Origin of the sequence: Salidesulfovibrio onnuriiensis (assembly GCF_008001235.1) — a bacterium.
In the GTDB taxonomy this organism is placed as follows: domain Bacteria; phylum Desulfobacterota; class Desulfovibrionia; order Desulfovibrionales; family Desulfovibrionaceae; genus Pseudodesulfovibrio; species Pseudodesulfovibrio onnuriiensis.
In genome coordinates, this window is record NZ_CP040751.1 from 2,138,636 (window position 1) to 2,158,909 (window position 20,274).

Sequence of the window (20,274 nt, forward strand, 5' to 3'; positions counted from 1 at the left end):
CAAATGAAACAGGGCCCCCTTTCAAGGGGGCTTTTTTCTGCTATGAAGCGGACTCAAGGAGTCTGAAATATGAAGATACTGTATCTGTGCACGGGCAATTCTTGCCGCAGCCAGATGGCCGAGGGGTGGACCCGGGCGCTGAAGCCCGAATACGAAGTGTTTTCCGCGGGTGTGGAAAGGCACGGCATGAACCCATACGCCATGAAGGTCATGGCCGAGGCCGGGGTGGATATTTCGGCCCAGTATTCCAAGACCATCGAGGAACTGCCGGATACGCGGTTCGACTATGTGGTGACCCTGTGCGGCCATGCCGCCGAGAACTGTCCTTTCTTTCCCGGCCCGGCCCGGCGCATCCATCGCGGTTTCGACGATCCGCCGCAGCTGGCCAGACAGGCCGGGACCGAAGAAGAAATTCTCGATGCCTACAGAAAGGTGCGGGATCAGATACGGGCGTTTGTGCAGGGGCTTCCGGAAAGCCTGGAAGACTAGCCCGTTTTCTGCTGGTCGCTGCCCACCAGTATGCTCAGTTTCTGGAAGGAATCCTCCAGGGTGCTCGTTTCCGAGACCTGTTGCTGGAGGTATTGATTGATGGGCGTCACCATGGAGATGGCCTTGTCCACCTCCGGGTTGGCGCCTTTCTGGTAGGCCCCGATATTGACCATGTCCTCCACGCGCTTGAAGGTGGCCATGTGCCGCAGCATGACCCGGCTGTCGGCCTGTGCCTGCTTGGAGGTGATGTCGCTGCGCAGACGGGAAACGCTCTTGAGTACGTCGATGGACGGGTAGTGGCCCATGTCGGCCAGTTCGCGGGTGAGCACGATATGCCCGTCCAGGATGGAGCGCACCGCGTCGGCAATGGGCTCGTTGAAGTCGTCGCCGTCCACCAGAACCGTGTAAATGCCGGTAATGGAACCGTCCTTGCTCTTGCCCGCCCGTTCCAGGAGCTGCGGCAGCTGGGCAAAGACGCTGGGAGTGTAGCCGCCTCGGGTGGGCGGTTCGCCCGCGGCCAGGCCCACTTCGCGGCCCGCCATGGCAAAGCGGGTCACCGAGTCCATCATCAGCAGTACGTCCTTGCCCTGGTCGCGGAAGTATTCCGCCACGGCCGTGGCCGTGTATGCGGCGCGCATGCGGATCAGCGGGCTCTTGTCCGAGGTCTCGACAATGAGAACCGAGCGGGCAAGACCTTCCGGTCCCAAAGATTTTTCCATGAATTCGACCACTTCTCGGCCGCGTTCTCCCACCAGGGCGATGACGTTGATGTCCGCCTTGGTGGAGCGGGCCATCATGCCCATGACCGTGGATTTGCCCACGCCGGAACCGGCCATGATGCCCACGCGCTGGCCCTTGCCCAGGGTCAGGACGCCGTTGATGGCCCGTACGCCTACGTCCAGCGGTTCGGTGATGCGCGGGCGCGAGAGCGGGTTGGGCGGTTCGCGGTGCAGGGGCACGTACTTGTCGTGGGGAATGGAGCCCTTGGCGTCCAGGGGACGGCCGAAGGCGTCGATGGCCCGGCCCAGCAGGGCGGGGCCCACCGGAATTTGGGGCGGGGTGCTGGTGTTGCGGATCAGGCTGCCGGGACCGATGCCGCGCATGTCCGAATAGGGCATGAACAGGCAAGCGCCGTCCTTGAATCCGACCACCTCGGCGGGGATGGGATCGCCGCCTTCCTCGGGAAGCAGGTGACAGACCGAGCCGAGCGGAGCCTTGATACCGTGGCCTTCGGCGATGAGACCCACGACCTTGGTGACCTTGCCGTAGGTGCGGCAGGGGTCCAGCTCGTCCAGCAGGGAAATGCAGTCGTTGCAGTCCAGTGCCATGACTAGTCGCCGTCGGTTTTGGGTTCAGCGGGCTGTTGCGGCTTGGGGCCGCCTTCTTCCGGGGAAAGGATGGTCAGTTCGTTGAGGATGGTCTCCACCCCGGCCCAGCGGGCCTCCAGGGTGTTGTCCACCTTGCCTTCCCGGGTTTCCACGATGGCTCCGCCCTGTTGGATGGAGGTATCGACCTTGAGCTTCCAGTGCTTGACCGCTGGGTTGCGTTCCTGGATGGCGGGCAGGAGGGCGCTCATGAGCTCCTCGTCCTGCGGGGAAATTCGAAGGGTTATGGTGCGCTCGGTCTCAATGCGCTCCACGGCCTGATCCAGAAGGCTGGCAAGAATTTCCTGCCGCCTTTCCTCCATTTCCACATGAAGAATTTTCTTGGTGACCATGCGGATGAGGGTGACAATATCCTGACGCCGGGCATCCCAGACATCAACGCCTTGGGCCGAGACTTGGGCGAGAACGCCTTCCATGGACTGGGAGAGCTGGGTGACGTGCTGGTCCAGCTCGGCTTGCGCCTGGGCGATTCCTTCGTCGTATCCCTGCTGGCGGGCCTGTTCCTTGGTGGTTTCGGCCTCTCGCATGGCCTCGGCCAGGATATCCTTGGCCATAGCCTGGGCCTTGGTGCGGACCCGGGACATGTATTCGTCATCCACGCTGTCGTCCCAGACGAGCTTGCGCTTACCCTCGATGTCCTGGACGCTCATCTCATCCGGGCCGGGAGTGTCCATGCCCATGATGACGCGGCCTGTGATCTTGCCTTTCAGCGACATGCTGTCTTCGGGCTCGTCAACCCGGGGAGAAGGCTCCTGCGGCTGTTCTTCCGGCTGCCGGTCGTCGGCCGCGTCCTGGGCCTGGGGGCTCGGCGCTCCGTTTTCGAGGACTCCGTTGTCCTGTTCCGGTGCTGCGGCTTCGCCGTTAGATAAAGACATCTCCGCCACCTCTGCTTACGACAATCTTGCCTTCGTCTTCCAGTCGGCGCACGGTCTTGACGATGTTCTGCTGTGCGGATTCCACCTCGGAAAGCTTCTTGGGCGGCATGATTTCCAGGTCTTCCCGGATCATGGTGCTGGCGCGTTCCGAGAGGTTCTTGAAGAATTTTTCCTTGAGCTCGTCCGAAGCGCCCTTGAGGGCCACGGTGAGGTCCTCGTTGGAAACTTCCTTGAGCAGTTCGCGGATGCCCACGTCGTCCAGCTGTTTGATGTCCTCGAACACGAACATGAGGTTTCGGATGTCTTCGGCCATCTGGGTGGATTCTTCCTCGATCTCGGAGAGCACCTCTTCCTCGGTGTTGCGGTCCACCGCGTTGAGGATTTCCGCGACCGAAGCCACGCCGCCGACCTTCTTGCCTTCCTTGCCGCCCATGGCGATGAGCTGGCTCTGGAGCACCTTGTCCACTTCCATGAGCATGTCCTCGGCCACTGCCTCGAGCTTTGCCAACCGCATGAGCACTTCCGCGCGCACGCCCGCAGGCAGGTTCTGGATGAGTTCCGCCGCCTGGTCCGAGTGCAGGTGCCCCAGGATGAGCGCCAGGGTCTGCGGATGTTCGTTCCGGAGAATCTGGGCCAGGATGCGGGGGCTGACGTTTTCCAGTTCCTGGAAGGGCGTCGGTCCGGTGTCCAGGTCCAGGCTGTCCATGATGTACTTGGCGGTCTCCGCATCCAGGGATTTGGTCAGGAGACGCTTGACCTGTTCCGGTCCGCCCACGAGCAGTTCTGCGCCGTATGCCAGAGCCTCGTTGTACTCCTTGAGCACTTCGAGCACCTGCTCCTTGGGCACGGAATCGGTTTCGAGCATTGCCTTGGAAACCGCGGCAATCTCTGCCCGTTCCATGCGTTTGAATATATCCGCGGTGAACTTCTCGCCCAGTGCGAGCAGCACGATGGCGGTCTTTTGCGGTCCGGTGAAGTCGCTCACAGCTTACGCCTCCTGATGCAGCCAGTTCTTGAGCAGACGGGCAGCCTGATCGATGTTCTCGTCGGAGAGCTGGATGGCGTGGGCCTTGGCGTTTTCCAGGCGCCTGGAGGTGTCGAGGAGTTCTTCGTCGATCTCTTCCTCTTCCAGGGCCAGGCGTTCCGCGCCGGGCAGGCCCGCGACTTCCTCCACTTCCTGTTCGGCCACTCTCGGCTTGATGAGGGCCATGATCACCGGGCGTACGACCAGGATCAGGAAGAGGAAGATCAGCACACCGTTGAGGAACGGCTTCCCGAGGCGCTGTGCGTATTCGAGCATGGTGCGCATCAGGGTCTGTCCGTCGATGTCTTCGGGTGCGCCGAAGGAGATGTTGGAGACTTCCAGTGCATCGCCGCGCATTTCGTCCATGCCGACGGCCTTGGTCACCAGGGATCGGATGCGATCCATCTCTTCGGCGGTACGGGGAACGTATTCCATTTTACCGGTTTCTTCGTTCTTCACGTACGTTCCATCGACGATAACCGCAACGCTCAGCCGTTGCAACTCGCCAACAGGGGCGATGATGTTTTCTTCCTGCTTGTTGATCTCGAAGTTGGTGGTGCGGGATTCCCTGTTGGAATCCTGGGTGGTGCGCGAACCGGTGTAGCCGTCGCCACGGAAGTTGGCGTCGGGTTCGCCGCCCGCCAGAGATGCCGCGCCCCTGGTGGATTCCTCGTTGCGGGTTTCGGAACGGACCACGGCAACGTCGGGATCGTAGCTTTCCTTGCGGATGGTCTTCTGGCTGAAGTCCAGATCCGTGGTGACGCGGGCGATGACCTTGCCCGGTCCCACCACCGGGGTCAGCAGTTCCTGGAGGCGCATTTCCATCTGGCGCTGCAGGTTCTGCTTGTATTCAAGCTGGGTGTTGGACAGGGAAACGCCGGTGTCCTCTTCGGGAATGTACAGGGGGCGTCCCTGCATGTCCGTGATGGTGATGCGTTTGGGGTCAAGCCCTTCCACGGCCATGGCGATGAGGTTGACGATGCCGTTGACTTCCTTGGGCTTGAGTTTTCCGTCGTCCTTGAGCTTCAGGATGACCGAGGCGGACGGCGGCACCTGTTCCTCGATGAACAGGCTCTTCTGGGGAATGACCAGGTGAACCCTGGCCTTTTCCACCATGGGAAATTCGGAAATGGTGCGGGAGAGTTCACCCTGCAGGGCGCGCTGATAGTTGATGTGCTGCACGAAGTCGGTCTGGCCGATCTTCACTTCGTCGAAGATCTCGAAGCCGATGCCCTGGCCGTGCAGGTTGCCTTCCCCGGCGATCTTCAGGCGCAGTTCATAGACGCGGTCGGCAGGCACGGAGATGGTCTGTCCGTTGTCGGAAAGCTTGTAGGGCTCCTTGGCGGCCTGGAGCATGCTCACGACCTTGTTGGCGTCTTCCGGATACAGCTTGGTGTAGAGGACCTTCCAGTTCGGGCGGTTCATCCAGTAGATCATGAGGACGAACGCCAGAATGACGGAAGCGGCCAGCCCGGCGATGAGCATGCGCTGGGAAAAGGTTCTGTCGGTCCAGAATCCCGTTACCTTATCCATTACTTCCTTAAGTGCCGGAGCCATGTCTCTTCTCCCGAATTTGTATGCTGTTCAGTTGCGTTTCAGTGGGAATAGCGTTTTCGCCTAGAACGAAAGCCTCATGATTTCCTGGTAGGCGGAAATGATCTTGCCGCGCACCGCGCTGGTCATGTTCATGGCCAGCCCCGCCTTCTGCATGGTGATCATGAGTTCGTGGACGTTGGTCTTTTCACCGGCTGCAAAGGATTCGATCATGGATTTCTTCTCGCTCTGCATCTCGTTGACCTTGTCCAGCGATTCCTTGATGGTGTCGCCGAAGGACGTGCGGGGCTCCTGGGGCTTGGCCAGCTTGGTGGCCACGTTGTCCTCGATGGAGCTCTGCATCTTCTGGCGCTTCATCAGCCCCATGTTCTGCTGGTAAGCCTGTATGCCCATTGTCTTGTTGATCATGGTTTCCGCTCCTTACGCTACTGGCCTATGGTCAGGGCCTTGTTGAACATGCTCTTGGCCGACTGGATGGTCTGCACGTTGGCTTCGTAGCCGCGCATGGCCGTGATCATGTTGGTCATTTCCTCGACCACGTTGATGTCCGGGTAGTAGACGAATCCCTGGTCGTTGGCGTCGGGATGCCCCGGGTCGTAAATTTCCTTGAAGGGCCGCTGGTCCACGGTGACGCCGTTGACCCGCACGCCGTGCAGCTCGCGGTTCATCTGGTCGTTCATTGCCTGGTCGAACGGGGAGTAGACCGGGCTGGACTCGAAGGACACGCTCTTGCGCTGGTAGGGACCACCGGCGATGGTCCGGGTGGTCCGTGCGTTGGCCAGGTTCATGGAAATGACGTTCAGATGCGAACGCTGCGCCTTGAGGCCCGATGCCCCGATATCGAGTGCTGTCATGAAATCCATTTACTTGGCTCCTTCCTGAATGGCGTGCTGGATGCCGGTAAAGTTCTTTTTGATGACGCTGGTCAGGGCGTTGTACATCATGGTGTTCTTGGCCATGGTGGTCACTTCCTTTTCCAGATCCACGGAATCTTCACCGTAAACATAGCGCGGCCTGAATTCCTTGAGGCCGTTGCCCTTGAAACCGTTGGGGTCGAATTCGGCAGGCATGTGCATATCATTGGTCTTGGTCAACTTGCCCTTCATGTTCAGGGCCAGCGCTGTCTGGAGCTTGTCTTCGAACTCCAGTTTTCTCGGTTTGTATTCCGGGGTGTTGGCGTTGGCGATGTTGCCCATGACGAGATTTTGACGTTCCAGGCGCATGTCGAGCACTTTGGCTGTTACATTGATGTGGCTCCCGAAAAGTCCTTTCATTCCCGAATCCTCCTGCCTTGTTCCTTGTTTGATGCTGCCGGTGGGCAATTATTTCCACCGGCGTTCGCGTGTGATTTAGCAACTAGTGTTCCATTTGTGTTAAGTCGTTGAAAATTAAAGAATAAAATTGAAAACGGTAGTGACGGAGCAGAGCGGGGAAGGGAGGGACGTCAAAGATGCGCCATTGTTTGGGAATCCTGCGTATGTGGACAAAAATGCCCAGTGGGGTGTGGGGAAAGGGGAATGTAGTGTTGATTTGAATAAATAGTAATTAATTTAAATAATTATCAACATGTGGCTCGTTCGTGGTGTGGTGCGTAAACAAGAGGAAGTTGTGGGTGTTAGTGTGTTTGGCATGAGCGTTGCATTGCCGTTGTGCAGGCTAAAATTGCCTGAACGATTTTGCCACCCTTACTTTGGGTAAAGGAGTAACGGAGGGGATTATAATGAGTGGTCATCTGGATTACGAAATCAACAAAGAACTCGGTGAATGCTACCTCTTCATGGGTGAGCTGGATAAGGCCGAAGAGTACTACAAGAAGGCCATCGGCTCCAACGGTGTCCATCCTGATCCGTACATTGGCCTGGCTACCGTCGCCGTCCAGCGCGGCGCCCTTGAAGAGGCTCTGGCCCTTTACAGAAAGGCCCACAAGATCGAAGCCACTGACAAGAGTTTTGCCGGGATCGGCCTGATCGAAATGGAAAACGGCAACAAGGATGAAGCCTATTCCATGTTTATACAGGCTCTCGACGCCAATCCGGAAAATATGGTTGCCCTGTTCAGCCTGATCCGGCTCGGCCATGAGATGGAACGCCTGGTGGAGATCATGCCGTATCTCGAAAATTACCTGGAAATCGATCCGGAAAAATCAGAAGTGCGGTACGCCCTGGCCGGATGCCTCGCCTGCCTGGAAAGGAAGGACGAAGCAAGGGCCCAGTTGGAGCGTGTCCTTGAAGCCGACCCGGACAACGAGGCGGCCAAGGAACTTCTGGATCAGATCCAGGCCTAAAAAAGTCTCCCCTCCCCGTTGGTTTCCTGTCCCGCTCGTTTCGGCGGGTGGGACGGGAAACCAGCCTCTAAGACGGAGATTGGCGGATACTAAGGGGCCTAAGCCCGTCAAAAAACTTGCCTTTGAACGGCAAATCTGGCACAGCCTCCAAAACCACGGAGGGGTGTCATGAACGCGTTGCCTATCAAACGAGCTATCTTGAGTGTTACCGACAAATCCGGCCTGGCCGAATTTGCCGCTTTTCTTTCCGAACAGGGTGTCGAGCTGGTTTCCACCGGCGGAACTAAGAAGATGCTGCAGGAATCCGGACTTCAGGTCACTTCCGTCAGCGACGTCACGGATTTCCCCGAAATTCTGGGCGGCCGGGTCAAGACCCTGCATCCGAACATCCATGCGGGCATCCTGGCCGACAAGGACGATCCCGGCCATCTGGAAGTGCTGCGCGAGTTCAGCATTGCACCCTTCGACATGATCTGCGTGAACCTCTACAATTTTGCCGATGCCGCCAAGAAGGGCCTTTCCCTGCGCGACGCCATCGAGCAGATCGATATCGGCGGTCCGTGCATGCTGCGCGCTTCGGCCAAGAACTTCCACAGCGTCTGCGTTGTTCCCGGCCCGCAGCACTATGATACGATCCGCAAGGAGCTGGAGGAAAACGGAAGCGTTTCCCTTGAGCTGCGCAAGGATCTGGCGGCCGAGACTTTTCGCCTTACCAGCGAATACGACGCCATGATCACAAAATACATTTCCGAAAACGAAGCTTAACGGCTATTGAAAGGCGCGTGATTGCGACGTTGTTTCAAAAAGATCAAAACCTCACGTATACTTGGTGTACGCAGCGGTCTTGAACTTTATTCGCGTCTGACATGCGCACACTTTTGAATAGTCTTGGAGAAGAGTCATAGCACAGAAAGCACGGGGCAATACCCAAGGGCTTAAGCCCAGCCAGCTGAAACGGCTCAACCGCCTGTATTTTCGTCGGTACCCGGTCAAGGAAGGGTACACCACGGAACAGGCCCGGGAACTTGCTGAAATCAGCCATGAGATCGGTCGCCAGATAGGCCTGCTTATCGACAGGCAGGGGCGGCCGTCCATGGTTCTGGTGGGTGATCCCGGGTCCATCTACATCCCGGAATTGCCCCGCGCCCGCCAGAGTTCCGGCCGTTTGCGCGGCCTGCGCCTGTTGCACACCCACCTGGCCGAGGACAGCCTTTCCCAGGAAGACCTCATGGATATGGTTTTCCTGCGGTTGGACAGCGTCACGGTCCTTTCCCTGGACCATGATCAGCCTGTTGCCGTGCAGACCGCCTATATCCTGCCGCCCAACCCCGAGGGCAAGAGCTACGAAGTGCTGGATCCCTGCCGCTGGGACCGGTCCGACGTGGATCTGGAAGCCACGGTGGAGGCCCTGGAGGACGAGTTTGCCCGTCAGGAGGATGGGGTCTCCGTGGACGATTCCGGGGAGCGGGCTTTGCTGGTCAGTGTGGACGTCGTTTCCAAGGATGTTCAGGATGTCTCCCTGGATGAACTTTCCGAATTGGCCAAGACGGCCGGGCTGGTGCCTGCCGGGCGTATGACCCAGCGGGTGCGCAAGCTCAATCCTAAGTTCATTCTCGGCAGGGGCAAGCTGGCCGACCTGGAAGTCCTGGCCCTGCAGACCAACGCATCCATCATTATTTTCGACCAGGACCTGGCCCCCACCCAGCTGCGCAACCTCGCCGACGTCACGGAACGCAGGATTCTCGACCGCACCCAGCTCATCCTGGATATTTTCGCCCAGCACGCCACCAGCCGCGCTGGCAAGCTGCAGGTGGAGATGGCCCAGCTCAAGTACATGCTGCCCCGTCTGGTGGGCCGCAACAGGGCCATGTCCCGGCTCATGGGCGGCATCGGCGGACGCGGCCCCGGGGAAACCAAGCTGGAAGTGGACCGCCGCCGCGCCCGCGACAAGCTGACCAAGCTCAAGAAGGATCTGGACAAGGTGCGCAAGCAGCGTGGCCAGACCCGCGAGCGCCGCGACAAGGCCGGGCTGCCCATCGTTTCCCTGGTGGGCTATACCAACGCGGGCAAGTCGACTTTGCTTAACACCCTGACCAGCAGCACGGTGCTGGCCGAGAACAAGCTTTTCGCCACACTGGATCCCACCAGCCGACGCATCCGTTTCCCCAAGGAACGGGAGGTTGTGCTGACGGATACGGTCGGGTTTATTCGCCGTTTGCCGCCGGACCTGCAGGAAGCCTTCCGGGCGACCCTGGAGGAATTGGAGTCCGCCGACCTGCTGGTGCAGGTGGCCGATGCCTCGCACCCCGAGGTGGAGGAACAGGTGGAAGCGGTGCGCAAGATTCTCGAGGAAATGGGGCTGAATGAGATCCCGACCCTGCTGGTGCTCAACAAGTGGGACAGCCTGGATGACGAGGGGCGCGAAACCATGCGCAACATCTATCCGCAGGGCATTCCCGCCGTGGCCCTTGAACGGCCCTCGCTGGAACCGCTGGTGGAGGCCATCCTCGACTCCCTGCCCTGGGAAAAACAGCCGGAAGAACCCGACTACTGATCCGGATCCCGGGAATCGTCAGGATGGTTGAGGGCGTTCTTGCACAGGCCGCCCACCTTTTTCCCGTCCCAGGATTTTCTGTCTTCGCGCGGTTCCACGTGAATGGTGATCTGGGCGCCGTCGAGAACCTTCTGAATTTCTTCTTCAATGATCACGCACAGGTCGTGGGATTCCTTGACCGTGGTGTTGCCGTCCACCAGCAGGTGGAAGTCGATGAATCGTCTGGGACCGGCCTTGCGTGTGCGCAGCCCGTGGAACGATGTTCCCTTGTCCGTGTGCTTGAGGATTGCGTCGTTGATGCGCAGCAGCTCCTCGTGGGGCAGGGCGTCGTCCATGAGCCCCTGCACCGAGCGTTTGATGAGGTCCACCCCGGTTCGGATGATGTTCAGGGCCATGACGCCGGCGATGATCGGGTCGAGGATCTGCCAGTCCGGGAAGATCAGCAGGATGCCCAACCCGGCCACCAGGCCGATGGATGTCCAGACGTCCGTGAGCAGGTGCTTGGCGTCCGCCTCCAGGGTGATGGAATCAAACTGTCTGGCGGCCCGGAGCATGATCTTGGCCGTGATGTAGTTGATCGCGGAAGAGGCCAGGGCCAGCCCGAGGCCGAGCCCGAGGCAGGAAAGCGGCTGCGGGGCTAGGAAACGGTTTACGGCGGTCCAGGCAATGCCCACCGCGGCCACCATGATTAGGATGCCTTCCGCGCCCGAGGCGAAATATTCGGCCTTGCCGTGGCCGTAGGCGTGCTCCTTGTCCGCCGGGCGCAGGGCGATGCTGATGGCGGTGAGGGCTATGAGCCCAGCCGTGAGGTTGACCACGGTTTCCGCCGCATCCGAAAGCAGTCCCACCGAACCGGTCATTCCCCAGGCCCCGAATTTGAGCGCCAGCGTAATGATGGACGCGGCAATGGAGTAGTAGACGAATTGTTTCGGGGATTGGGCGGTTGTCATGATAATGCCTTTTGAATTGAATATTTTTCGTATCCATTCAGCGTAGGTAGCTTGGCGGCCTGCGTCAACCTTTGCAAGTGCGAATCAGCCTTGGCGAACAAGGGAGGCAGGTTCACTTGTATTTCCTGAGAGTAAGCACACAAAAAAGGGCAGAAATTTCTGCCCTTTTTTGTGTGCTGTTCTGGGGTGCGCCCCATTTTTTTATTTTGCGTCGTGCTTGGACTTGCGCCAGGGCTTTTCCTCGCCCTTGGCAAGCCGCTGGATGTTCTCGCGGTGCCGCCAGAACATGAGGGCCATGAGCACGACGGCAATGGGGATGAGATGCACGTTGCCGGTAAGCAGCGAGAACACGGGCAGACAGACCGCAAAGGTCAGGGAGCCCATGCTCACGAATCCGGAAAGGAAGATGACCGCCAGACAGGCGACGGCCGAGAACAGGGTGGGCAGGAACGCCGCGGCCATGAACGCCCCCAGGGTGGTGGCGACGGCCTTGCCGCCCTTCCAGTTCAGGAACGGGGAATAGACGTGCCCGAGAACCGCGGCGAGCATGACCAGGGAAGTGAGTATCCAGCCGTCGTTCCAGATGGAGGCCATCCAGACCGGGACCGCACCCTTGAGGATATCCAGCGCAAGTACGACCACGCCGTACTTGAAGCCGCACAGGCGGGCCACGTTGGTGGCGCCGGTGTTGCGGCTACCGTCATCGCGCGGGTCGATGTTCTTGAATGTCTTGGCGATATACAGGCCGAAAGGCACGGAACCAAGGAAAAAAGCAAACAGGATCAGAACGATGGGCATGGGGTTCTCCTCTTCAGTTCAATATGCCGTTTGTTTTACAGGGTTTGGCGGCTCTTGAAAAGTGTTTGGGATCAATCTTCATAGGCTTCCGCGATCTTGATTTCGTTGGTCAGGGGATCGATCCTGCCGAAATTGATCTGGAAACGCTGGCCCGGATAGAGTTTGTCGCCCAGAATCTTGCGCGGGGCGCGCACGTTGATCTGCAGCTCGGGCAGGGCCAGGCAGGGCAGGGGACCGTTTTCCTCCACCACGATGGCTTCACGCAGTTTCTTGCGCTGCTGGCTGAGGTAGAAAAGTTTCCAGTACCGGGGCCGGAAACGCTGGATCTGCCCCACGGCCTGTGCGCGCGCATTGAGGTTGGGCAGTCCGGATTCCAGTTCGTCGGCGCTTAGTCTCGGGGTGCCGGTTTCCAGGAACGAGCAGACCTGGGCCATGTTGATGAAGTCCAGGTAGCGTCGCAGGGGCGAGGTGAGGGAGGTATAGGCCGGAACTCCCAGGGCCGCATGACGCTTGGGCTGCACCTCGGTGGTGGCGGGCATGAGCAGGCGCACCCGCTGCAGGATTTCCGTGGGGTCGCTGAAGATGCCCGCCGCGTCGGCTGGAAGTGCGATATCCTGGCAGCGGTGGAGCAGGGGAACTTCGTTGTCCCTGCCCCACAGGGCCAGGGCGCAGTTGGCCAGGATCATGAATTCGCTGACCACCAGTTCGGATTCCGGGCAGGGCTCCTTGAGGGTGATGCTCACTTCAGGGCGCGGACCGTCGCCTTCCACGGTGACCACCGGCTCGGGCTTGCGGATGATGCAGGCCCCGTTGTCGATGCGCTTTTGGATGAGCGCCTCGGCCAGTTCGTGGGCCGTGATCATTTGTTCGTCGTCGCCTTCCGCAATGGATTTTTCCACGGCTTCATACGTGGTGTTGGCCTTGAGTCGTACCCAGGCCAGGCGCGGCGCAACCGAAAGGATTTCCCCGGCCTTGTCCAGCTCGATTTCGGCCACGCAGGCCGGACGCGGCTCGCCCGCGTGCAGGCTGTAAAGTCCGGTGCCCAGTGCTTCGGGCATCATGTGCGTGGAACCTTCGGGCAGGTAGACGCTGGAAACGCGGTCGGCCACGACCCGGTCCAGGGGGGAACCGAAATCCCATGTCAGCATGGGGCGGGCCAGGGCCAGCTGGAGCCTGTAGCCCTGCTCGGTTCGCTCGATGAAAAATGCGTCGTCGATGTCTTTGGTGGTGGCCGCGTCAATACTCACGAACGGGATGTCTTCGGGCTCCTGTTTGAGCTTCTCGAAACGTTTGAACTGTTCGTCGATCTCGTCGGCATGTTCCTTGGACCATTCATCGCCCCAGGCATAGTGCGCCTCGTTGAGAAGATGATTGTGGTGCGGCGGCAGAATGCCCCATTTCTGCGCCAGCATGAGGGCGATGTGCGGCAGGTCGGGCAGTCCCTTGCGTACAGCGGTCCAGATCTTCTCGGACCGTTCGTCGGCGCTCTTGCCGATCTGGTCCAGCAGCACCTGCTGGAGCCTTGTCTCAACCTCGGGGTCGATCTTGGGCAGTTTGGCGTCGTAGCCTCCGGATTTCGAGTCCCAGAGCAGGCGCATGATGTCCTGTCCGGCCGTGACCACGGCCTCGCGCTCCTTTTCCTCGGCCTGGATGCGCAGGCGTTCCTCGACCTTTTCGGCCGGGTAGATTTCGAAATAGGGGGGGCGGAACTTGAAATGTGTCTTGGCCGCGAGCATTGCGCGCCCCAGGGCGGCGATGCGGTCCGCGTCCGGGTCTTCCCAGAGCAGGTCCGCAAACCATTCCAGCCTGGCTTTTTCCATCTCTCCCTGGGACAGCTCCCAGAGTTCCATGACATCGAGACCCGCATGGATCTGTCCGCGTTTTTCCTGGTGGGCGTTGAGTTTGTCCTGGATCTCCTGCTTGGAGACATTGGGGTCGTAGCCGGGCCCGTACCAGGGCAGCACTCGCGCGGAGGGGAGTTTCATCTCCCGTTTGTTGATGGTCCAGATCCTGAGTTTGCCCGACTGTTCCTCCAGCACCCAGGCAAGCTGGGGCTGGTCTCCGTGCATGAATTCGACCACGGCGCCGGGGCGGATGTATGTCAGCGTATTGTTCATGAAGTCCCTTCAGTAATATATCCGTGCCCCAAATGAAAAGGCTTCGCGGGCTGCATAGGGCAAACCCGCGAAGCCGATCTTCTATACTATTTGGACCGGGAACTCTAGCCCCGAACATGACGCCCCGTACAGGGGCCGTCTGCTAGTGCTTGAAGGAACGCTGGCCCGTGAACACCATGGCAACCTGCGGGGTGGCTTCGTTCACGGCCTGGATGACCTCGTGGTCGCGGATGGAGCCGCCCGGCTGGGCAATGGCGCTCACGCCCTCATCGAGGCACAGGTCCACGCCGTCGCGGAACGGGAAGAAGCCGTCGGAGACAACCACGGATCCGGGCAGGCCGCCTCGGTCTTCCTTGGTCCTCGCTTCGATTTTCTCCAGCTTCTCGGCCATTTCCGCATCGTTCCTGGCGGCCAGCTTCAACTCGAACAGGGATTTGCCCAGTTCATTGAAGGCCAGCAGGTCCGCGTACTTGGTGTAGGCCTTGCTGATGGCCAGCTGCACGCAGCCCACGCGGTCCTGCTCGCCGGTGCCGATGGCGGTGGTCACGCCGTTCTTCACGAACAGCACGGAGTTGGAGGTCACGCCCGCTTCCACCGCCCAGGCGAAGAGCAGGTCGTCCGCCTCGGCCGTCGAGGGCTGGCGGGCGGTAAAGGCGTTGCCGTCCTTTTCGGCCATGGCCGGGATGAAATCTCCTGCCGTGCGGATGGCGTTGCGGAAGGAGAACTGGAGCACCATGCCGCCGTCGGTGAGGGACTTGATGTCCAGAAACGGCTGACGGCTGTACTGTTCCAAGTCGTTGATGCCGGGAATCTGCAGGATGCGCAGGTTCTTGCGCTTCTTGATTTCCTCCAGGGCCTCGGGCTCGAAGGCCGGTGCGGCAACCACCTCGAAATAGGCGCTGTTGATGACCTCTGCGGTGGCCATGTCCAGGGGGCGGTTGACCACCACTGCGCCGCCGAATGCGGCGATGCGGTCCGCGTCAAAGGCGCGTTTCATGGCCACGGCCAGGCCTTCGTCGGTCCAGGCCGCGCCGCAGGGGTTGTTGTGCTTCAGGATCAGGGCCGCGGGCTTGGCCGAAAGGTACTGAAGAATGTTCAGGGCGTTGTCCACATCGGTCAGGTTGGTCTTGCCCGGATGCTTGCCCGCCTGGAGCATGTTTTCCTCGGTGAGGGCGGATACCAGCTGCATCCCGGGGCCGCGGAACTTGACGCCGCCCACTTCCAGTTCGGATTCCTTGAGCTCGAACAGGGCTGCGGGCTGATCCGGGTTTTCGCCGTAGCGCAATCCCTTGGTTTCACCGTCGATTTCCCAGGTTCTTTTTTTGAAAACCATTTCCTGCTCGCCCAGCCTGAGGGTCATCTCCTCGGGGAATGGGTCCTGCTGCAGGGTTTTGTACATGTTCTTGAGATCACTCATTGCTTGGACTCCATACTGTTGTTTCCGTGGATGCGGGCTCTTAACACAGGTTCTCGGGGGCGGCAATCGGACCCTTAGTTTGCTAAGGAAATCCCTGTTCCGGACGCCCGCCTCCCCCTGGTTTGTGGCCTATATCCGGGATGAAATACGCTATGCCTTGTCCTTTTGTGGATGGGTACATGAAAAAGCCATAATTATCATTAGTCTGTATTCGGTTTTATGCTATGGGTGAAGAGAGTGGAGAAGTTCGGGTCGGATCGAATTTGCATGAAAAGGAGGAGGTCATGAAGATCAAGGTGTTTCGGGATTGGGGGATGGCGCCCAAGATCCTGACGATTTTTGCGGGCACGGCCGTGTTGGTGCTGGCGGGTATGTTGTTCTACTACCTTCCCACCACCGGGGCGGCGCTCATGGAGGAAAAGCGTGTTGCTGTCATGAGCACCGTGGACGTGGCCTACACGCTTGTCGAGTTCTACGGCAAGGAGGCAAGCTCCGGGGCCCTGTCCAAGGAAGATGCCCAGAAGAAGGCCGCAGCTGCGGTAAAGGCCCTTCGCTACAAGGGCAGCGAGTATTTTTGGATCAACGACATGAACCATGTGATAGTCATGCATGCGGTTAAGCCCTCTCTGGATGGAAAGAACGTGGCGGATATGAAGGACAGGGACGGTGTGTATTTCTTCCGCGAATTTGTGAAGGTCTGCCGCGAAAAGGGGCAGGGATTCGTGGACTACTACTGGCCCAAGCCCGGGGCCGAGGAAGCGGTTCCCAAGGTTTCCTTTGTCAAGCTCTACAAGCCCTGGGGGTGGGTGCTGGGCAGCGGCATCTACGTGGACGACGTGGAAGCGCAGATGAATTCCATGCGTCTGCGAGTGCTTGTGCCCACAGTGATTCTTTTGCTGATCATATTCGGCGTAGTCATCTTGGTGGTACGCAGTATGGTCGGTCCCCTGCAGCAGGCCGTGGAGGCCTCCAATCGCATGGCTGAGGGCGACCTGACCATGGAAATTACCCATTCCGCCGAGGATGAGGCCGGGCAGGTGCTCGGAGCCATGCGCCACATGGTGGAACAGCTCAAGGCAGTTGTGGCCGAAGTGACCATGGCCTCGGAAAACGTGACCGCGGGCAGCGAGGAGTTGGCCGCCGCCTCCATGGAACTTTCCCAGGGGGCCAGCACCCAGGCTTCGGCCGTGGAGCAGGTCTCGGCATCCATGGAGGAGATGACGTCGAGCATCAGCCAGAATGCGGACAACGCCAAGGCCACCGACACCATCGCCCTTAAGGCGGCGGATGATACGGCCAAGGGCGGCGATGCGGTGAGCAATACCGTGCACGCCATGAAGGAAATTGCCGAGAAGATCCTTATTGTCGAGGAGATCGCGCGCCAGACCAACCTGCTTGCGCTCAACGCGGCCATCGAGGCGGCGCGTGCAGGGGAACACGGAAAGGGCTTTGCCGTGGTCGCCGCCGAGGTTCGCAAGCTGGCGGAACGCTCCGGACAGGCTGCGGCCGAGATCAGCGAACTCTCCTCCCACAGCATGCGGGTGGCCGGCGAGGCCGGTGAACTGCTGGAGCGCATTGTTCCGGACATCAACAAGACCGCCGAGCTGGTGCAGGAAATCGCCTCGGCCAGCGACGAGCAGAACGCCGGGGCCGAACAGGTCAACAGCGGTATCCAGGAGCTGAACAAGGTGGTGCAGCAGAACGCCTCCGCCTCCGAGGAAGTGGCCTCCACCGCGGAGGAACTTTCCGGCCAGGCCGAGCAGCTCCAGGAATCCATCCGTTTCTTCAAGCTGGATTCCGCAACCCTGCGTTCCATGCAGAGCCAGCAGCAGGCCGGGAGAAAGCCGGTGAAGGCCAAGGCTTCGGTGCGTCCCGCGCCCAAGGCCATTGCCCCGCCCAAACCCGCAGCGGCCCCCGTCGAGAGCGGCGGGGTGGACCTGAGCATGGATGACGAAGACTTTGAACGCTTCTAGTACGTTGGGTACTCCTCCTTGGAAGGCTCCGGTTTCGGCCGGGGCCTTTTTATGTTTGGAAGTGGCCGGTTTGACCGGAAAATTGGGTTTGGCGGCCCGGCCTCTTTTCTGCTATAGGTAAGTCCCGCGCGTGCGTCTTGCGCCCTGCGCGTGCAAAAACTCATCGAGGAATTCACACAGAATGGCTGAATCTTACCTGGAAAAAGCTATCGTCAAGCTGGCGAAGCAGCTCAACGCCTATGACGAGGCATCTCTCATGAGCCTGTGGGAGAAATACGCCGAACAGGTTCGACGTTTCGAACCCACCAAACGCTGGGAAGAGTCCGTGCTGGTCTTCAACATGATCCAGTCCATGCGCTTCAAGAACCAGCTCTTCAACTACAATTGGGCCCAGTCCCGCGAGCCGGAACCCGACCAGCACACCGACCTGGCCGCACTGACCGCCCCGGAAAGGCCCCGGAGAAACGGCGCCACGCAGGAACCCGGCCTCAAGGCCGAGGGACTTCGTTTCGTGGAGCAGAATGAGGACGGCAAGGACAAGCCCAAGGGAAAGATTCTCAAGCTGACCCCACGGGACGGCGAGTGATTTCTGCGGTTGACAGAGCACGCAATCATTCATTAACGCAATACTTCTCTTCATGCGCACATCATGGTGCCGTCGGCTGGCCGCGCGGCATTACAAGGAGCAGATACAATGGCTAACATAGTGGTTTTCGGATCCCAGTGGGGGGACGAAGGCAAGGGCAAGATCGTGGACATGCTGGCCGAGAAGTCTTCGGCCATCGTCCGTTTCCAGGGCGGCAACAACGCAGGCCACACACTGGTGGTCAACGGTGAACAGTGCATTCTGCACCTGATTCCCTCCGGCGTCCTGCACCCGGGCAAGAAATGCCTTATCGGCAACGGCGTGGTCCTGGATCCCATCGTCTTTTGCGAGGAACTGGACAAGCTGGCCGAAAAGGGGCTGGACGTTTCCGCCAACAGGCTGATGATCAGCAAGAAGACGCATGTGATCATGCCCTATCACTGTCTTGTGGACAGCGCCCGTGAATCCACCAAGTCCGACAGCAAGAAGATCGGCACCACCGGTCGTGGCATCGGCCCCTGCTACGAGGACAAGATGCACCGTTGCGGTATCCGGGCCGGGGACTTCGCCAACAAGGAACTCCTGCTGGAGAAGATCGAAAAGGCGCTCGAAGAGAAGAACGTGCTCTTCAAGCACCTGTACGGCGTGGAGCCTGTGGATGCCAAGGCCATTTATGAACAGGTGCTCCCGTACGCGGAACGCCTGGTCCCGTATCTGGGCGATGTTTCTTCCGCCATCCAGAAGGCCAATGAAAAGGGCGGCCAGGTGCTCTTCGAGGGCGCCCAGGGCACCCATCTCGATATCGATCACGGAACCTATCCATTCGTGACTTCCAGCAACACGGTGACCGCCAATGCCGCTTCCGGCTCCGGCTGTTCCCCGCGCGACCTGGACCGCATCATCGCCATCGTCAAGGCCTACACCACCCGTGTGGGCGGCGGCCCGTTCCCCACGGAACTCTTTGATGCAGACGGCGACTACATGCAGACCAAGGGCGGCGAATTCGGAGCCACCACCGGCCGCAAGCGCCGCTGCGGATGGCTGGACATGGTCGTGCTGCGCGAATCCGTCCGCCTGAACGGCCCCACCGAACTGGCCATCACCAAGCTGGACGTGCTTTCCGGGCTCAAGGAACTCAAGATCTGCACCGCCTACAAGTACAATGGCGAGCTTGTCGATTATCCTCCCCAGGAACAGAACGGCATGGCCTATGTGGAGCCGGTGTATGAAACCCTGCCCGGTTGGGATGAGGACATCACCGACGCCAAGTCCTGGGACGACCTGCCCCTGACCGCACGCAAGTACCTGGAACGCATCCAGGAACTTTCCGGCGTTACCGTGGGCATTGTTTCCGTTGGTCCCGACCGCGAACAGACCTTTTAGGCTCATCAGGAATTGAACCATGGTGTCCGGGCAGATTGATCCGTTTTCCGTCCTTGCGGGGCAGGAGCATGTGGTCAAGCGCCTGGACGCCATGGCCTCCGATCCTCCGCAAAGCATCGTCATCGAGGGCGGCACCGAAAAGGAACGCGTGGCCCTATCCCTGTATTGGGCCATGCGGCTCAACTGCAAGGAGGCTCCGGCTCCGTGCGGGACCTGCGCCGTGTGCCGGCAGATCAGGGACCTGGCCTTCAGCGACCTGCTGTTTTTCGACGGCAGGGAAGGGCAGATCAAGATAGCCGACGTGCGGGACACCCGGTCCGTCTGGGGGCAGCCTCCCAATGGCGACGGCTACCGCGTGTCCATTTTCGCCGAGGCCCAGGCCTTCGGGGTCGAGGCGGCCAACGCGCTGCTGAAATCCCTGGAGGAGCCCCGGCCCGGAAACGTCTTCGTGCTGGCCGCGCCCCAGCGGGAACGGCTGCTGGAGACCCTGGTTTCCCGGAGCTGGGTGGTGACCATGGCCTGGCCGGATATCCGGCAGAACGACGCGGAAATCAATGAATGGACTTCCGCCCTGGTGGGATTCTGGAAGTCCGGCCGAGGCTGGTTCGAACGCACCTCGCCCAAGGGCGCGGTGGGCAAGGACCTTGCCCAGCAGGTGGTGCTCGGCATGCAGCGCGAACTGCGCGAGGCTCTCAAGGGGCAGGCCTCGACACCTGTCTCCCAGCAACTTTCCCAATCCTTCGACTTGCGCGGCCTGCGCCGCATCGACCTGGTGCTGCTTCAGGCCCAGGACTCCCTCAATACCCACGTGGCCGTGAACCCCTCGCTGGTTCTGGACTGGGTCGCCACCCGTCTCGTCTAGCGTGGCCGTAGCAACGAGCCCGA

Annotated in this window: 19 protein-coding genes; 8 read left to right on the top strand and 11 right to left on the bottom strand. The window is 60.0% G+C overall.

Annotation, left to right across the window (positions count from 1 at the left end):
- The first annotated feature begins 69 nt into the window (after nt 1-69).
- Nucleotides 70-489 (top strand): arsenate reductase ArsC, encoded by a 420-nt coding sequence (locus tag FGL65_RS09595; RefSeq protein WP_147820993.1) that lies wholly within the window; start codon nt 70-72, stop codon nt 487-489.
- Here the strand turns inward: FGL65_RS09595 and FGL65_RS09600 are convergent.
- The 7 genes from FGL65_RS09600 to flgB are packed head-to-tail and all read right to left on the bottom strand — an operon-like array spanning nt 486 to nt 6,601.
- Nucleotides 486-1,817 carry a FliI/YscN family ATPase gene (locus tag FGL65_RS09600; protein ID WP_147820994.1) on the bottom strand — a complete coding sequence of 444 codons (1,332 nt, stop codon included), beginning with the start codon at nt 1,815-1,817 and terminating at the stop codon, nt 486-488. The genes FGL65_RS09595 and FGL65_RS09600 overlap by 4 nt on opposite strands.
- A 2-nt stretch (nt 1,818-1,819) precedes the next feature.
- Nucleotides 1,820-2,749, bottom strand: a complete 930-nt coding sequence (locus FGL65_RS09605; RefSeq protein ID WP_147820995.1) for a FliH/SctL family protein — start codon at nt 2,747-2,749, stop codon at nt 1,820-1,822.
- The gene (fliG, locus tag FGL65_RS09610) at nt 2,736-3,734 is read right to left on the bottom strand and encodes a flagellar motor switch protein FliG (protein ID WP_147820996.1); all 999 of its coding nucleotides are present in this window, start codon (nt 3,732-3,734) and stop codon (nt 2,736-2,738) included. The genes FGL65_RS09605 and fliG overlap by 14 nt, the downstream gene beginning before the upstream one ends.
- A gap of 3 nt (nt 3,735-3,737) precedes the next feature.
- Complete coding sequence (fliF, locus tag FGL65_RS09615) at nt 3,738-5,330, bottom strand: flagellar basal-body MS-ring/collar protein FliF (protein ID WP_147820997.1); 1,593 nt, start codon at nt 5,328-5,330, stop codon at nt 3,738-3,740.
- A 60-nt stretch (nt 5,331-5,390) separates the two neighbouring features.
- Nucleotides 5,391-5,735 carry a flagellar hook-basal body complex protein FliE gene (fliE, locus tag FGL65_RS09620; RefSeq protein ID WP_147820998.1) on the bottom strand — a complete coding sequence of 115 codons (345 nt, stop codon included), beginning with the start codon at nt 5,733-5,735 and terminating at the stop codon, nt 5,391-5,393.
- A gap of 17 nt (nt 5,736-5,752) precedes the next feature.
- On the bottom strand, nt 5,753-6,190 hold the full coding sequence (gene flgC / locus FGL65_RS09625) for a flagellar basal body rod protein FlgC (RefSeq protein ID WP_147820999.1): 438 nt from the start codon (nt 6,188-6,190) through the stop codon (nt 5,753-5,755).
- Nucleotides 6,191-6,601 (bottom strand): flagellar basal body rod protein FlgB, encoded by a 411-nt coding sequence (gene flgB / locus FGL65_RS09630; RefSeq protein ID WP_147821000.1) that lies wholly within the window; start codon nt 6,599-6,601, stop codon nt 6,191-6,193.
- A 446-nt stretch (nt 6,602-7,047) separates the two neighbouring features.
- Here flgB and FGL65_RS09635 point away from each other — a divergent pair, with 446 nt between their 5' ends.
- From FGL65_RS09635 to hflX, 3 genes are all read left to right on the top strand, one after another.
- Nucleotides 7,048-7,611, top strand: a complete 564-nt coding sequence (locus FGL65_RS09635) for a tetratricopeptide repeat protein (RefSeq protein WP_147821001.1) — start codon at nt 7,048-7,050, stop codon at nt 7,609-7,611.
- A gap of 168 nt (nt 7,612-7,779) precedes the next feature.
- Nucleotides 7,780-8,376: an IMP cyclohydrolase gene (locus FGL65_RS09640; protein ID WP_147821002.1), complete on the top strand. Its 597-nt coding sequence runs from the start codon at nt 7,780-7,782 to the stop codon at nt 8,374-8,376.
- Nucleotides 8,377-8,704: 328 nt separating this feature from the next.
- The gene (gene hflX / locus FGL65_RS09645; protein WP_250645448.1) at nt 8,705-10,165 is read left to right on the top strand and encodes a GTPase HflX; all 1,461 of its coding nucleotides are present in this window, start codon (nt 8,705-8,707) and stop codon (nt 10,163-10,165) included.
- Here hflX and FGL65_RS09650 read toward each other — a convergent pair.
- The 4 genes from FGL65_RS09650 to FGL65_RS09665 all read right to left on the bottom strand — a co-directional run bounded on the left by FGL65_RS09650 (nt 10,159) and on the right by FGL65_RS09665 (nt 15,447).
- Nucleotides 10,159-11,115, bottom strand: a complete 957-nt coding sequence (locus tag FGL65_RS09650) for a cation diffusion facilitator family transporter (protein ID WP_147821004.1) — start codon at nt 11,113-11,115, stop codon at nt 10,159-10,161. The two genes, hflX and FGL65_RS09650, sit on opposite strands and share 7 nt — an antisense overlap.
- Nucleotides 11,116-11,316: 201 nt before the next feature.
- Nucleotides 11,317-11,913 carry a glycerol-3-phosphate 1-O-acyltransferase PlsY gene (gene plsY, locus FGL65_RS09655; protein WP_147821005.1) on the bottom strand — a complete coding sequence of 199 codons (597 nt, stop codon included), beginning with the start codon at nt 11,911-11,913 and terminating at the stop codon, nt 11,317-11,319.
- A gap of 71 nt (nt 11,914-11,984) precedes the next feature.
- Complete coding sequence (locus FGL65_RS09660; RefSeq protein ID WP_147821006.1) at nt 11,985-14,030, bottom strand: ribonuclease catalytic domain-containing protein; 2,046 nt, start codon at nt 14,028-14,030, stop codon at nt 11,985-11,987.
- 142 nt (nt 14,031-14,172) lie between these two features.
- On the bottom strand, nt 14,173-15,447 hold the full coding sequence (locus FGL65_RS09665) for an IMP cyclohydrolase (protein ID WP_147821007.1): 1,275 nt from the start codon (nt 15,445-15,447) through the stop codon (nt 14,173-14,175).
- 284 nt (nt 15,448-15,731) lie between these two features.
- On the opposite strand from FGL65_RS09665, the gene FGL65_RS09670 reads away from it, so the two are divergent.
- The 4 genes from FGL65_RS09670 (at nt 15,732) to FGL65_RS09685 (ending at nt 20,251) form a co-directional block, all read left to right on the top strand.
- Nucleotides 15,732-17,420, top strand: a complete 1,689-nt coding sequence (locus FGL65_RS09670; protein WP_147821008.1) for a methyl-accepting chemotaxis protein — start codon at nt 15,732-15,734, stop codon at nt 17,418-17,420.
- Nucleotides 17,421-17,601: 181 nt separating this feature from the next.
- Nucleotides 17,602-18,006: a hypothetical protein gene (locus FGL65_RS09675; protein WP_147821009.1), complete on the top strand. Its 405-nt coding sequence runs from the start codon at nt 17,602-17,604 to the stop codon at nt 18,004-18,006.
- A gap of 108 nt (nt 18,007-18,114) precedes the next feature.
- Complete coding sequence (locus tag FGL65_RS09680) at nt 18,115-19,389, top strand: adenylosuccinate synthase (RefSeq protein WP_147821010.1); 1,275 nt, start codon at nt 18,115-18,117, stop codon at nt 19,387-19,389.
- A 19-nt stretch (nt 19,390-19,408) separates the two neighbouring features.
- Nucleotides 19,409-20,251, top strand: a complete 843-nt coding sequence (locus FGL65_RS09685; protein ID WP_147821011.1) for a DNA polymerase III subunit delta' — start codon at nt 19,409-19,411, stop codon at nt 20,249-20,251.
- Nucleotides 20,252-20,274 lie beyond the last annotated feature (23 nt).

Excerpts from the sequence above, each read along its gene's own strand:
- FGL65_RS09595 (WP_147820993.1), top strand. The coding sequence starts at position 70 with ATGAAGATACTGTATCTGTGCACGGGCAATTCTTGCCGCAGCCAGATG.
- FGL65_RS09600 (WP_147820994.1), bottom strand. The coding sequence starts at position 1,817 with ATGGCACTGGACTGCAACGACTGCATTTCCCTGCTGGACGAGCTGGAC.
- FGL65_RS09605 (WP_147820995.1), bottom strand. The coding sequence starts at position 2,749 with ATGTCTTTATCTAACGGCGAAGCCGCAGCACCGGAACAGGACAACGGA.
- fliF (WP_147820997.1), bottom strand. The coding sequence starts at position 5,330 with ATGGCTCCGGCACTTAAGGAAGTAATGGATAAGGTAACGGGATTCTGG.
- fliE (WP_147820998.1), bottom strand. The coding sequence starts at position 5,735 with ATGATCAACAAGACAATGGGCATACAGGCTTACCAGCAGAACATGGGG.
- flgC (WP_147820999.1), bottom strand. The coding sequence starts at position 6,190 with ATGGATTTCATGACAGCACTCGATATCGGGGCATCGGGCCTCAAGGCG.
- flgB (WP_147821000.1), bottom strand. The coding sequence starts at position 6,601 with ATGAAAGGACTTTTCGGGAGCCACATCAATGTAACAGCCAAAGTGCTC.
- FGL65_RS09635 (WP_147821001.1), top strand. The coding sequence starts at position 7,048 with ATGAGTGGTCATCTGGATTACGAAATCAACAAAGAACTCGGTGAATGC.
- FGL65_RS09640 (WP_147821002.1), top strand. The coding sequence starts at position 7,780 with ATGAACGCGTTGCCTATCAAACGAGCTATCTTGAGTGTTACCGACAAA.
- hflX (WP_250645448.1), top strand. The coding sequence starts at position 8,705 with ATGGTTCTGGTGGGTGATCCCGGGTCCATCTACATCCCGGAATTGCCC.
- FGL65_RS09650 (WP_147821004.1), bottom strand. The coding sequence starts at position 11,115 with ATGACAACCGCCCAATCCCCGAAACAATTCGTCTACTACTCCATTGCC.
- plsY (WP_147821005.1), bottom strand. The coding sequence starts at position 11,913 with ATGCCCATCGTTCTGATCCTGTTTGCTTTTTTCCTTGGTTCCGTGCCT.
- FGL65_RS09660 (WP_147821006.1), bottom strand. The coding sequence starts at position 14,030 with ATGAACAATACGCTGACATACATCCGCCCCGGCGCCGTGGTCGAATTC.
- FGL65_RS09665 (WP_147821007.1), bottom strand. The coding sequence starts at position 15,447 with ATGAGTGATCTCAAGAACATGTACAAAACCCTGCAGCAGGACCCATTC.
- FGL65_RS09670 (WP_147821008.1), top strand. The coding sequence starts at position 15,732 with ATGAAGATCAAGGTGTTTCGGGATTGGGGGATGGCGCCCAAGATCCTG.
- FGL65_RS09675 (WP_147821009.1), top strand. The coding sequence starts at position 17,602 with ATGGCTGAATCTTACCTGGAAAAAGCTATCGTCAAGCTGGCGAAGCAG.
- FGL65_RS09680 (WP_147821010.1), top strand. The coding sequence starts at position 18,115 with ATGGCTAACATAGTGGTTTTCGGATCCCAGTGGGGGGACGAAGGCAAG.
- FGL65_RS09685 (WP_147821011.1), top strand. The coding sequence starts at position 19,409 with ATGGTGTCCGGGCAGATTGATCCGTTTTCCGTCCTTGCGGGGCAGGAG.